The organism is Agromyces cavernae (assembly GCF_021044935.1).
Lineage (GTDB): Bacteria > Actinomycetota > Actinomycetes > Actinomycetales > Microbacteriaceae > Agromyces > Agromyces cavernae.
In genome coordinates this window covers 372,792-385,350 of the sequence record NZ_JAJNMP010000001.1, presented here as the reverse complement: position 1 = coordinate 385,350, position 12,559 = coordinate 372,792, and the positions used below count along the sequence as shown (strand labels likewise).

General features: G+C 70.4%; 9 protein-coding genes. 5 read left to right on the top strand and 4 right to left on the bottom strand.

Annotated elements, in window-relative coordinates; translation table 11 throughout:
• Nucleotides 1-16: 16 nt before the first annotated feature.
• Entirely contained in the window at nucleotides 17-1,126 is a 1,110-nt protein-coding gene (locus LQ757_RS01805; protein ID WP_231045496.1) for a polysaccharide pyruvyl transferase family protein, read from the bottom strand.
• 87 nt (nucleotides 1,127-1,213) lie between these two features.
• On the opposite strand from LQ757_RS01805, the gene LQ757_RS01800 reads away from it, so the two are divergent.
• The 3 genes from LQ757_RS01800 to LQ757_RS01790 are packed head-to-tail and all read left to right on the top strand — an operon-like array spanning nucleotide 1,214 to nucleotide 4,826.
• Complete coding sequence (locus tag LQ757_RS01800; RefSeq protein ID WP_231045495.1) at nucleotides 1,214-2,530, top strand: hypothetical protein; 1,317 nt, start codon at nucleotides 1,214-1,216, stop codon at nucleotides 2,528-2,530.
• Nucleotides 2,531-2,547: 17 nt separating this feature from the next.
• Nucleotides 2,548-3,951 (top strand): tyrosine-protein kinase domain-containing protein, encoded by a 1,404-nt coding sequence (locus tag LQ757_RS01795; protein ID WP_231045494.1) that lies wholly within the window; start codon nucleotides 2,548-2,550, stop codon nucleotides 3,949-3,951.
• 8 nt (nucleotides 3,952-3,959) lie between these two features.
• Nucleotides 3,960-4,826 (top strand): O-fucosyltransferase family protein, encoded by an 867-nt coding sequence (locus tag LQ757_RS01790; RefSeq protein WP_231045493.1) that lies wholly within the window; start codon nucleotides 3,960-3,962, stop codon nucleotides 4,824-4,826.
• A gap of 22 nt (nucleotides 4,827-4,848) precedes the next feature.
• Here the strand turns inward: LQ757_RS01790 and LQ757_RS01785 are convergent, their stop codons facing one another.
• Nucleotides 4,849-6,450, bottom strand: a complete 1,602-nt coding sequence (locus LQ757_RS01785) for a right-handed parallel beta-helix repeat-containing protein (protein ID WP_231045492.1) — start codon at nucleotides 6,448-6,450, stop codon at nucleotides 4,849-4,851.
• A 243-nt stretch (nucleotides 6,451-6,693) separates the two neighbouring features.
• Here LQ757_RS01785 and LQ757_RS01780 point away from each other — a divergent pair, with 243 nt between their 5' ends.
• The gene (locus tag LQ757_RS01780) at nucleotides 6,694-8,673 is read left to right on the top strand and encodes a glycosyltransferase (RefSeq protein ID WP_231045491.1); all 1,980 of its coding nucleotides are present in this window, start codon (nucleotides 6,694-6,696) and stop codon (nucleotides 8,671-8,673) included.
• A gap of 7 nt (nucleotides 8,674-8,680) precedes the next feature.
• On the opposite strand, the gene LQ757_RS01775 is transcribed toward LQ757_RS01780, so the two are convergent.
• Nucleotides 8,681-9,622 carry a glycosyltransferase gene (locus tag LQ757_RS01775; RefSeq protein WP_231045490.1) on the bottom strand — a complete coding sequence of 314 codons (942 nt, stop codon included), beginning with the start codon at nucleotides 9,620-9,622 and terminating at the stop codon, nucleotides 8,681-8,683.
• Nucleotides 9,619-10,866, bottom strand: a complete 1,248-nt coding sequence (locus LQ757_RS01770) for a Coenzyme F420 hydrogenase/dehydrogenase, beta subunit C-terminal domain (protein WP_231045489.1) — start codon at nucleotides 10,864-10,866, stop codon at nucleotides 9,619-9,621. Before LQ757_RS01770 ends, LQ757_RS01775 begins: the two co-directional genes overlap by 4 nt.
• 197 nt (nucleotides 10,867-11,063) lie before the next feature.
• Here LQ757_RS01770 and LQ757_RS01765 point away from each other — a divergent pair, with 197 nt between their 5' ends.
• Entirely contained in the window at nucleotides 11,064-12,554 is a 1,491-nt protein-coding gene (locus LQ757_RS01765) for a lipopolysaccharide biosynthesis protein (RefSeq protein ID WP_231045488.1), read from the top strand.
• Nucleotides 12,555-12,559 lie beyond the last annotated feature (5 nt).

Below are 12,559 nucleotides of genomic sequence, written 5' to 3'. Positions count from 1 at the left end.
GAGACGACGTGACTGATCAGGACGGAAGGGAGAGCGATCCCAGCGCGGGGAGCATCGGCGCCAAGGAGTCCCGTCCCCGCGCTCGGGTCTCGAGCGCCAGCCGCTCGAGTGACGGGTCGGCGAGCATCCGGATGACCCGTGCCGCGGTCGTGGCGCCGGCGTCGGCGTCGGCGCCGCCGTCGGCGGGCGAAACGGAGTACGGCCATCCGATCGCCTCCAAGAGCGGCGCGAACTTGCGCGAGTACGCCATCGCGACCGCCGGAACCCCGGTCGAGAGCGCATTCAGGCACGCGTGCATGCGCGCGCCGATCAGCACCCGCGAGCCCGCGATGATCGCCCGCGCCTCGTCGAGGTCGCGCGGGGCCACGACCTCGAGGTCGGCGCCGAACTCCGCGGCCAGCGCGTCGACCGCCGGTGCGTCGTTGTCGCGATCGTGCGAGTCGAGCACGTGCGGCAGCACGGCGACCGACCGGGATCGGGTGAGCAGCGTGCGGGTGATCGACGTCACGGCGTCGCGGTACAGACGGGCGTCGACGTGCGGGTTCTCCTGCCAGAGCAGGCCCGACACGTTGAGGATGACGTCGCGCGGTGGAGCGATGCGCTCCGGCGGCGCGATGGCGAAGGTGAGGTCGCTCGTCACCGCGTCGACCGGCCGGCCGAGCCCGGCGGCCTCGGCGGCACTGACCGGGTCGCGTGCGAAGACGAGCGACGACCGGCGCAACGAGCGACGGCCGAGCATTCGACCCGACACCGAACGGAACGGACCGATGGTCTGCGGTGCCATCACGACCGGCCGGCCCGACTGCACCGCGAACTCGTGGACGGTCGACATGACCGAGTGGCGGTGGGAACCGTAGATGTCCGAGAAGCTGTCACCCGAGCGGGTGTCCCAGACCAGGTCGAAACTCTCGAGCCAGCGCTGCATGCCGAGCCGGCCCTGGACGCGCTCCCGCACGAGCGATCGCACGCGACCCCACGGCACCTGGCGCGGCCGAGACGTGAAATCGGCGAACTCGAACTCGGCGTCGGGCCAGACATTGCGCAGGAGATCGCGGCTCCCTCGGGCGAGGACCCGCACCCCGAGGTTCGGGGAGTGCTCATCCGCCCACAAGACGAGTACGCGCACCTGGTTCTCCACTCCGCGCGGCGCCGGCGCTGCCTCCGATCCTATGGACCGCGGCGCGCGATCGCCTAGGGAACCGCGGGCGGCGACATGACGGCCGACCTCGACCTGCGCACGGTGCTGCTGCTCCTGCTGGCGGTCGGCGCCGTCGTCGCGGCCTGGTACGTCGCGCGATCATCACCGCGGCTGGTCGTGGCGGGGTGGGCCGCGGTGTGCTTCCTCGTGCCGATCTGGATCGGGGTGCAGGCGGGGGTCTACTGGTCGGCGCTGACCGGCGTCACGCTCGTCGCGCTCGCCGCATGGTCGACCACGAGCCTGACGTTCTCGTACGTCGACGTGCTCGTGGTCGGATTCGTCGTGCTCGTGCTCGCGGCGTTCCTGCTGGGCGGATCGACGTGGGGCCACGTCCTCATCGTGTCGTTCGGATGGCTCGTCCCGTACGTGTGGGGACGATTCGTCCTCGCGCGGGTCGAGGCCGAATGGCTGTACTCCTGCATCGCGGTCGCGGCGACCGCGGCAGCGGTGCTCGGGATCATCGAGTTCGCGACCGCGTTCAACCCGTTCGTCGAGATCACGACCGGCAACATCGCCTGGCGCACCTGGCACGAACTGCAGCCGCGGGCCGGCTTCATCCGTGCCGAAGGCGCCTTCGGCCACTCGATCGCCTTCGCGAGCTCGTTGGCGGTGAGCTCGGTCTTCGTGCTCGTGACCAAGTGGCCGGCGTGGGTGCGGCTGGCCTGCCTCTCGGTCGTGATCGCCGCGGTCGCAACGAGCTTCAGCCGTATCGGGCTGGTCACGCTCGCGATCACCCTGCTGCTCGCCGTGATCCTGCTCGGCCGGTGGATCACCCGGTCGATGCGCGCGGCCGTCGCCCTCCTGCTCATCGTCGCCGCGGCGACGACGCTTCCGACGCTCGGCGACGTCTTCACCGAGGCGGGCGAGGAGGCGGGCGGCAGTGCGCAGTACCGCTCCGATCTCGTGACGCTCCTGCGGGGCATGCGCGCGATCGGCATCTCGACCAGCTGGACGGTGCTCCCCTCGGGGGAGACGTACTACGGATCGTTCCAGTCGATCGACAGCGAGCTCATGCTCACGGGCCTCCGGTTCGGCATCCTGCCGCTGTTGGCCCTCGTCGTCGCCATCGCCTGCTGCATCCTGAGCCTGGTCCGCGGGCGCGCCACTCCGGCAGCGGTCGCGGTCGCTGCGCAGATCCCCGCGTTCGCGGCGGTCGCGCTCATCACCCAGTACGGCTACCTGGTCTGGTTCGTCGCGGGCGTCGCGGTGACGGCATATCAAGTCGAGAATGCCTCGGATAAACTGGATCGAGCCGACGCCAGCATCTCTCCGCCGCGCCGGGACAGTTCCACGGTCGACGGAGCCCGAAGAGAGCGGGTGCGAAGGCCGTGAGCACGACGACGAGCACCATGAGCGTGGCCCGAGCCGTCGGGGTACTGCGCAAGCGCTGGTACATCGTGCTCGCCGCGACGATCCTCGGCGGTGCCGGCGCCTTCGCGGCCTCCAGCACCGTGACGCCGATCTACCACTCGACCGCGTCGCTGTACTTCTCGCTGCGGACGGCCTCGAGCGGCTCCGACATCAACCAGGGCTCCGCCTACACGCAGGCGCAGATGCTGTCGTTCGCCCAACTCGCGACCTCCGCCCTCGTCCTCGATCCGGCGGCCGCCGAGCTCGACAGGGGCTTCAGCACCATCGAGCTCCGCCGAATGATGAGCGTGACCATTCCGCAGAACACCGTGATCCTCGACATCAACGTCGGAACGACCGACCCCGAGCGCGCCGCGCTCGTCGCGAACACGGTCGCGGCGTCGCTCGTCGCGGCCGTCAACGAGGTCGCGCCCATCGACTCCGACGGCGCCGCGACCGTGTCGGCCCGATCGATCGAGCCCGCGACGCCGGCGATCTTCCAGAGTGCGCCGAACAAGCAGCAGGACGCGTTCCTCGGGGCGGTCATCGGCTTCCTCCTCTCGTCGGTCGCCGTCGTGCTCGCGAGCGCGCTCGACACCCGCGTGCGCTCCGAGACGGCGCTGAAGGCGATCACGGAGCTGCCGCTGCTCGGTTCGATCGAGCAGACGCCGCTCTCGTCCGACCCGAGACCGGTCGCTATCCGCCAGCCGAACGGGAGTGCGGCCGAGTCCTTCCGCCAGGTGCGGTCGGGGCTGCGTTTCGCGTCGGCGAGCCATGAGACACGGAGCCTCGCGATCACGTCGTCGGTCCCGGCCGAGGGCAAGACCTGGCTGGCGGCGAACCTCTCGTTCGTGCTCGCCGAGACCGGGAAGCGCGTGCTGCTCGTCGATGCCGACCTTCGAAAGCCGCGGGTGGCCGACACATTCGGCCTCGTCGGAGCCGTCGGGCTCACCACTGTGCTGATCGACGCCATCCCGTTGCGGAGCGCCGTGCAGGCGTGGCCGCGCTCGTCGCTCGAGATCCTCCCGTCGGGTGCAGTCCCGCCGAACCCGGCCGAGCTGCTGGCATCCGAGCGCATGAAGGAGATCATCCAGCAGCTCGTCGATGCGTACGACCTCGTCGTGATCGACACAGCACCCGTCGAGGCGGTGGCGGATGCGACGATGATCGCGCAGCAGGTCGACTCGGTCCTGATCGTCGCCGACACCAGGCGAGTGCGTCGCGCGCAGCTCGCCTCGACGATCGCCGTGCTCGAGCGCACCGGCGCACACATCTCGGGCGTGGTCCTGAATCGCGTGAAGGCGCGCCCCCGCGACAGCTACTACTACGTGAGCGACGAACCCGCGAAGGGGCCGACGAGCCCGCGGCGCGGTGCCCGGGTCACCAGCTCGGCGATCGACTAGGCAGGGCCGTGAGTCGGGGCGAGGGAATCCTGGTGGCGGTCACCGGCCGCTACCACGGGCTCGGGAACCGGATGCGCGTCGTGCTCGGCGCCCACGTGCTCGCGGGGCTCGAGGGCCGGTCCTTCGCCTACGTCTGGCCGACGGGCCGCGGGTTCGGCGCGCGGCTCGACGAGCTGTGGGCGTTCGACGCGAGCCGGTGGCCGGAGGCCCTGTCGAGGGCCCTCGCTCCGGCGTTCCCGTACCGCGATGCGAGCCTCGAGTGGATCGACGAGACCGCGCGCCGACAGCGCGTCTGGCAGATTCGCACCCCGCATGCGCTGGCCCTGCCCGACGACGCACCCTCATGGCACACGGAACTGCGCGCCCTGCAACCCGTCGAGCGCGTCAGGCGGCGGGTCCTCGACCTGTTCGGGGCATGCGCGAACCGGCCCTACCTGGGTGTCATGATCAGGTCGCATCCGGTTGCGCACGATGCCACCCTGCAGGCGTCGCCGGTGGAGTGGTACCTCGGCCGGATCGAGGAGATCCGCTCGGTGCGACCGGATCTCGGGCTCTACGTCGCGGCCGACACGGATGCCGCGTTCACCCGCGTGGCCCGCCGGTTCCCCGACTGCTTCGGGCAGACCGACAAGGGCGCGTACAACAGCCGTCGGGCGCTGCAGGCCGCCGTCGCCGACCTGTACCTGCTCGCCGCGTCGTGCCACATCCTGGGCCCGCACTATTCGAGCTTCCCCGAGCTCGCCCAGCACCTCGCGGGTCCCGCGGTGGCCCTCGAGACGTCGGCCTCCGCACCGTGGACGCGATTCGAGGCGCAGCCCGAACTCAGTGTCGGGACGCCGCTGCGGCCCGAGCTTCGGAGCCCGGGCCGCAGGTGACGGATGCCTCGTTCCGCAGCGGTTACTTGAGGACCGTCTGCGCGACCGACGCCCCGGTGCTCTCCCAGGTGTTGCCCGACTGCTGCGGCGTGTTCATGGCGGGCGCGAGGATGCCGCACCCCTTGAACTTGCGGTCGGGGCCGAACACGTTGTCGCTCACCGCGAACGTGCCGATCGGTGCCGGCGTCTTCGCGATGTTCACGGTGCAGCCGCCGTCGTTGAAGTAGTTGTCCGAGATCCGGACGCTGCCCAGCGACGACTTGGACGTGTTCTGGGTGATCTGGATCGCCGCGTTGTCGGCGCCCTCCATCCGATTCCCGCTGATCGTGATGTTCTTGCCGGCCTCGATCTGGATCGAGTCATCGTGGCTCGGAGTTCCGCCTCGCGACTCATCCTGCTCGTAGTGGAGGTTGTCGTGGAGCCACGAATCGCGGACCTCGACGTTGTCGCCGATCACGCGGATCGGGTCGATCACTCCGTGGATGTCGACTCGCGTCGCGGTGAAGTTGCTCCCGAAGATGCCGTTCTGCCACGCGGAGGGGCTCGCCGCGGTGATCTCCGAGTCCTGGATCGTGAACGGGGCACCGGAGGCGATGTTGTTGACGAGACCGATGTGGTTGTCGACCGCGCGGCCGAGGATGCGGGAGTTCTTGATCACGACGTTCGGTGCCTTCACGGTGAGCACGCCGCGCACCTCGACACCGTCGATGACCGCGCCGGGGGTGGTGACCGTGAGGTCGCCCTGGTGCACGGTGAGCTTCGTGCCCTCGGGAACACCGGTCGTCGCGGCGCTCGGGTGCTCACCCGGGGCGGGAGACGGGTTGCCCGGCGAGGGGTCGGGCGTCGGCGTCGGCTCGGGCGTGGGCGTCGGCGTCGGCGTCGGTTCGGGCGTGGGCGTCGGCTCAGGGGTCGGCGTCGGCGTGGGGGTCGGCGTCGGCTCAGGGGTCGGCGTCGGCGTGGTCACCGATGCCGGAGTCGAAGTGACCTTCGCGGGGGCGATGGCGATCCGCGGCGTGGACGTCGAGAGGTAGCCCCATCCGGTCGCGGCGCCGGCACGGTCGACCGCCGACGAGCTCGAGTCGGTCGCGGTGAGCACGAGCGGAGTCCCGCTGCCGACCGACACCGTGGCGCGGAGCTTCACGTCGTCGGTACCCGTCGCCTGCAGCTTGATCGCGAGCGCGGATCCGGCCTTGGCCTTCGTGGCGACCGACTTGCGGGTCGAGATGACGGTCTCGGCCGAAGTGCCGTTGGTGTTCACGATGCGGCGGATTGAGGCTTCCACCGTGCCGTCGGGATACGTCCGGGTATGGGCGAGGTAGTAGCTGCCGCTCGATTCCCGGACTCGGACGCCGGTGTACAGGCCACCGCCGCTCGTGGGAACCGCGGCGAACTTGGTCGACAGCGCGGCGGTCCCGTCGGTCCAGGAGCCTGGGGCTCGCGTCACGTACGAGGATCCGGGCTGCAGCGTCTTGGATGCGCTGGAGACGGTCGTCGCCGATGCGGGTGCGATGGCGGTGAGCGCCGCGATCGGCGCGAGTGCGATGGAGGTGGTGAGGAGCGCTACGAGAGCGAACTTCTTCTTCTTGTCGGGTTGCTTCTTGTGCTTCTGCTTCTTGTGCTTCATTCCAGAGTTTCGAATTCACGTCGACGAGCGGCGACCCACGACCGCTGCTCGCCGCCGACCACTGGCGCCACCTCCGTGAGGGGCCTGTCGGCTGACTGGCTGTTCGGGTATCCGATGGATATTAGCCGCCGCAACCTGTGAGAATCGAGTACAGCTCACTTGGGTTGCTGGACCGTCCCGTCAACGGGGCGAGGCGGCCGGCGATCGGATGTCGCGACTGCGCAGGCGCGGACAGGGGGCCCGATGCGAGTGCTGCAGACCTTCGGCGAACCGCGTGACACGACGAATCCGTACATCGTCATGCTGAGGGACGCGCTCGCCGAGGAGCCGACGATCGAGCACGTTCCCTTCTCGTGGCGTGCCGCCCTCACCGAGCGATACGACGTGCTGCACATCCACTGGCCCGACGTCCTGCTGGCCGCGAGTCACTGGTGGACGAAGGCCGGCAAGCGGGCCGCCCTGGCGTGTCTCGTCGCACGAGTGCGCCTGCGCCGGATCGGCGTCGTGCGCACCGTGCACAATGTCACGCCGCCATCGGGCCGGTACCTCGATCGTGCCCTCATCCGAGCGCTGGAACGGCGCACCGATGTGCGCATCCGCATCGCCGCCGCGACCCCCGAGGTCGCAGGCGTGCCGTCGGTGCTGATTCCGCACGGCCACTACCGAACATGGTTCGAACGGATGCCGCGTGCGGAGGCGGTTCCCGGACAGCTCGGGTATGCCGGCCTCATCAAGCCGTACAAGGGGGTCGAGCGTCTCGTCGACGCGTTCGCCGAGGCATCCGCCATCGATCCGACGCTCACGCTCCGCATCTCTGGCAAGCCCGCGAACGACGTCATCGAGCGCCGGCTGCGCGCCGCGACCGAACGGCTCGGTGGGCTCGACACGACGCTGCGCTACGTCAGTGAGCGCGAGTTCGCCGACGTGGTCACGTCGAGCGAACTCGTCGTGCTGCCGTATCGCTTCATGCACAACTCGGGCGCCGCCCTGGCGGCACTCTCGCTCGGTCGCCCTGTGCTCGTACCCGACAACGACCTCAATCGCGCGCTGTCATCGGAAGTGGGTCCGGGATGGGTGCACGTGTTCGCCGGCGAACTCACCGCTCGTGCACTGCTCGAGGCCATTCAGGCACTACGGGCGGAGCCGCCCCGAGCGGCGCCCGATCTCAGCGGTCGCGAATGGCACGACGCCGGCGTCCGCCACGCCCACGCCTACGCCCTGGCCATCGCCCGTCGCCACGGCCGATCGACCCCGGCTTCGGCGACGACGACGATCAGGGGCCGTGCCTCCGAGCTCACCGTCGCGATCCCGACGTTCCGGCGGCCGGACGCGCTCGCCCACGCGCTCAGCACGGTTCGGGAGCAGGTCGACGCCGAGAACGCGCTGCCCGACCCCCCGATGCACTGCTCGATCCTGGTCGTCGACAACGACCCCGCCGGGTCCGGCGAGCGCATCGCCGGCGAGCACGGCGTGCGGTACGTCGTCGAACCGCGGCCCGGCATCGCCGCGGTCCGCAACCGGGCGCTCGACGAGTGCGCGAACGGCCTCATGCTCTTCATCGACGACGACGAGACCCCCGAGCCCGGGTGGCTCCACGCCATGATCGAGATGCACACGACGACACGGCCGACCGCGGTCGCCGGCCGGGTGGTGACGCGGTTCCCCCACGACGTGGAGCCCTGGGTCACCCAGAGCGGCGCGTTCCGGCGCCCGACACGGACCCACGGCCAGCTGATGAGCGAGGCCGCGACGAACAACCTCCTCCTCGATCTCGACGAGGTGCGCCGCCTCGGGCTGACCTTCGACGAGCGATTCGGGCTCACCGGCGGCAGCGACAGTCTGTTCACCCTGCAGCTGACTCAACGAGGTGGCACGATCCGTTGGGCGCAGGACGCCGTCGTGATCGAGCAGGAGGATCCAGGGCGCTTCACGCGCTCGTGGGTACTCACTCGGACCTTCCGGTTCGGCAACACCTCCGCCCGCGTGCGCATCGCGCTCGCGCGATCGGCTGCCCGCGGATTCATCGAGCGGGTGCGTGCATTCGGCCGCGGAGCGACGCGAATCCTCGGCGGAGGCGTGCGCTGGGCCATCGGGGCGGTCTCCGGTTCGCTGCGCCATCGGGCGCACGGACTGCGTACGGCGAGTCGCGGCCTCGGCATGATCGCCGGCGCGCTCGGCTACGCGCATGACGAGTACGGGCGGCGGCGATCGTCGACGACGTGAGACGTCATCAGCGACGTGCCGAGGCGTACCGAGGCGTGAGGCTCCCGAATGCGCCGGCGAGCGTACCCCTGAGCGCCGACCAGAGCAGCAGCGGATGCTTCGCGAGCATCCGCCGGCTTCCGCGCGTTGCGACACTCCAGCCGTAGGCGATGCTGCCCCGCCACCACCTCCTCCCGTAGCGCGAGCCGAACCGCTTGCGTGCGAAGAGCAGACGGTTCCGGCAGTTGAAGTAGACGTACATGGGCGATTTGCCGGCGCCGGCCTGGGTGCCGCCGGCATCATGCACGGCCGTGGCGCTCTCGACCAGGGCCAGCCTCCCGCCGGCTTCGTGCCAACGCCACGAGAGGTCGATGTCCTCCCAGTACATGAAGTAGTCGTCGTCGAACCCGCCGACCTCGTCCCACATCGGGATCGGCGCCAGGAACGCGGCCCCGGTCTGCCAGGTCGTCCGGCCCCCGAGTTCGTCGTCGCGCGCGCGTCGTGTGGTGCCGTTCCGTTGGTCGAGCACGGCGCCCGCGAACCACACCGTCGCATCGGGCCGGACGATCCGCGGAGCGACGAGCGCGCGCGGGTCGGCCCTGCTCGCGGTGAGGAGCGCCCTGACCGAGTCGGCGTCGATCGTCGCGTCGGGATTCAGCGCGAGCACCCGCGTGCACGCGAGTTCGCGAGCACGCGCGACGCCGGCATTCACGCCGGCACCGAACCCCTCGTTGCGCGGGAGCTCGACGAGGATCCAGTCGTTCGTGGCGCACAACTCCCGCACGCGGCGCGTCTCCTCGATCGTGCTCCGATTGTCGACGACCACGATGCATCCGATGACCCCTCGAAGGCGGGGATCGACGAGATTCGCTGCGAGCAGCGATGCCGATGCGAAGTTCACGACGACGAGGGCGAGCCGATCGCCATCGGCACCGGCGCCGGGGTCGTTGCCGTTGCGCGGCGACCTCACGGCGCGGATCCGGTCGTCGCGGTCGATCGCCGGATCCGTGCGCGGGTTCCGCGCGCAGCCCGCAGGTTCAGGCGGGGATGCGCGAGCGCCAGCGCCCAGAGCCGGAATCCTCGGTAGCGGGGGCCGCGTACGCCGGCGAGCCGGCTGCCGAGCAGGCGGCCGAAGAGCGAGAGCCGACGCTTGCGCTGCAGCGGTTGCGCGTTCGCGAGCTCCGACATCCGAATCGACCGCACGACGATCGCGCCCGCGGCCGCGGCGGCGTTGACGGCTTCGAGACCTCGCTGCGTGCGGGCGATGAGCCCGCTCGATCCCGGTCCCTCGGTGAACACCGGGTAGCCGCGGTCGTCGACACTCCACAGGTCGGCGGCGACGACGTCGGCCGACTCGCCCACGCCGTCGGGGCACAGCTTGCAACGCCAATGCGTCGCCGGACCGAGAACGTCACCCCAGGACTCGTCATAGCTCAGGGACGCCTCAGCCCTCGCGGTGCGTACCGTGAAGCGGCCGGGCCATCCTCGACCGCGGTACCAGAGTTCGTCGACCGGCCCGTCGGCCGGCACCTCGAGCCTCGCGAGAAGATCTCCGGTCGCATCCTGCGACGGTGTTCCGGCGCAGAAGAACGAGAGCAGGATCGCGTGCTCCGCGTCCGATGGGCGACCGGATGCGCCGGCCGCCGCCCTGACCGCCGAGATCTCGCACGGCTTGGCGGTGATCGCCTCGCTCGACCACGTGTCGCGATTCGACAGCACGCCGACCGGCGCGTAGCGCGAGCCCGCCGCCGCCAGCGCGGCCTCCTTCGTGGTGATCGTGACGGGTACGGTGCGCCGGGGCTCCGAACCGACCGATGCGGACGCGATCCGGCTGGCGCGCCCGCTCTCGAGGAGCCAGCCGTGCAGCGCGGTGAGGGCGCCGCCGCTGCTGCCGCGATATCGCACCGCCTCGTCGCTCGCCCATGCCTCCCACACGCCGAAATAGGAGCCCATGGTCGGGTGTCGACGGCTTCCCGGCGGACGAACCGCGTCCACGCGACATCCGGGGCACGCCTGTTCGAACGTGCGCGCGGCGTCTTCCGCGACGGTGCCGGCAGCGCCCGTGCGGTGAGGCCTGAGGAACCCGTCGGCGTCGAGACGCAACTCGAGCGAGGGGTCGAGACTCGTGCAGAACCCGCAGCCGATGCACGCGTTGCGCTCGACGACACGTCGGATCGCGGCGTCGAGCTTCTGTCGTTCCCGCGCTGAGGTCACGGAGATCACCTCCGGATCGGCGATCGACAGCGACACCCGGCATGCACGTCCCGGCCGGTGCCCCGTCATTCATCGTACGCGGAAGCCCCGGGGCCCCCAATAGACTGATGCCGCTGGCTTCACAGCGCCGGAGGGGGCATGCACGGCGACCATCCCTGCACATCCGATCCGCACACGCTCGCATCTCGCCCGGCGCGATGAGCGAACGATCCGCGGAGAGCGACGGCCTCGGGCGCCGTGCGATTCGCGGGGCGGCGGTCACCAGTGCGGGCCAGGTGCTCCGCATCCTCATCCAGCTCGCCTCGGTCGTCATCCTGGCACGTCTGCTGTCGCCCGCCGACTTCGGACTCTTCGCCATGGTCATGTCGATCGCCGGCATCGCCGAGGTGTTCCGTGACTTCGGGCTTTCGCAGGCGGCGGTGCAGGCCCCCGTGCTCACCGAGCGGCAGCGGAGCAACCTCTTCTGGATCAACACCGCGATCGGCGCGACGCTGGCGGTCGCGGTGTTCCTCTCGTCATGGGGGATCGCGGCGCTCTACGGTCGCGAGGAACTCGCCCCGCTCGCACAGCTCGCCTCCGTCGCGTTCCTGCTGAACGGGCTCACGACGCAGTACCGGGCGAGCCTCAACCGGGCGCTGCAGTTCAGGTCGCTGGCGATCACCGACGTCGCCGCTGCGGCGGTCGGGCTGGGGGTCGGCATCGCCATGGGGCTGGCGGGCACCGGCCCCTGGGCCCTCGTCGCGCAGCTGCTCGGCGTCTCGGTCGCAACGCTCGCGCTCGTGGTCGTCTTCGGCGGCTGGCTCCCGGGACTGCCGAACCGAGGTGTTCCCGTCGGCGGCTTCATGCGCTTCGGCTGGAACATGGTGGCGACGCAGATGGTGACCTACGTCGGAGGCAACGTCGACTCCGTCGTCATCGGCGTGCGGTTCGGCGCGGCGCAGCTCGGCATCTACAACCGCGCGTTCCACGTCGTGATGAACACCGCGAACCAGTTGCGGGCGCCCATCACCAACGTCGCGGTGCCGATCCTCTCGCGCCTCCAGGCGGAGGGTGCGAGGTACTGGGAGTTCGTGCGTGTCGGGCAGGTCGGCCTCGGGTACACCATCGTCGTGGTGCTCGCCTTCGTCATCGGCGCGGGCGTTCCGCTGACCGACCTGCTGCTCGGTCCGGGCTGGGCTGAAGCGGCCCCGGTGCTGAGCCTGCTCGCCGTCGCCGCCGTGTTCCAGACGCTGAACTCCGCGAGCTACTGGGTGTACGTCTCGAAGGGCATCACCGGCCCGCTGTTCAGGTACAACCTGGTGAGCGTGGCGATCAAGGTCGTGTGCATCCTCATCGGGTCGCAGTGGGGGCTGATCGGTGTCGCGATCGGGTATGCGGTCGCGCCGACCGTGTCGTGGCCCATCTCACTGGCATGGATCTCGCGAGTCATCGAAGGCGTGCCGACCCGCACGCTCGCCTGGGGCATCGTGCGCATGTCTCTCCTCGCCGGGTGGGGCGCCGCGTTCGCCTACGGCGCGGTGACCCTCACCGAGCCGTTGGCGGCCTGGGCCCGAGTTGCCGTGGCGGCGCTCGCAACGGTCGCGGCCTATGGCATCGCCGCGATCCTCCCGGTCGTCCGTCGCGATCTCGGCGAGCTCCGGGCGATGCTCCGCATGCTGCGCCGCGAACGCGGGCGCTTGGGTCGGTGAGCCGG

What these genes read in the sequence shown, in the direction of transcription:
- LQ757_RS01800 (WP_231045495.1), top strand. Translation starts at nt 1,214, where the DNA reads ATGACGGCCGACCTCGACCTGCGCACGGTGCTGCTGCTCCTGCTGGCG.
- LQ757_RS01795 (WP_231045494.1), top strand. Translation starts at nt 2,548, where the DNA reads ATGAGCGTGGCCCGAGCCGTCGGGGTACTGCGCAAGCGCTGGTACATC.
- LQ757_RS01785 (WP_231045492.1), bottom strand. Translation starts at nt 6,450, where the DNA reads ATGAAGCACAAGAAGCAGAAGCACAAGAAGCAACCCGACAAGAAGAAG.
- LQ757_RS01780 (WP_231045491.1), top strand. Translation starts at nt 6,694, where the DNA reads ATGCGAGTGCTGCAGACCTTCGGCGAACCGCGTGACACGACGAATCCG.
- LQ757_RS01765 (WP_231045488.1), top strand. Translation starts at nt 11,064, where the DNA reads ATGAGCGAACGATCCGCGGAGAGCGACGGCCTCGGGCGCCGTGCGATT.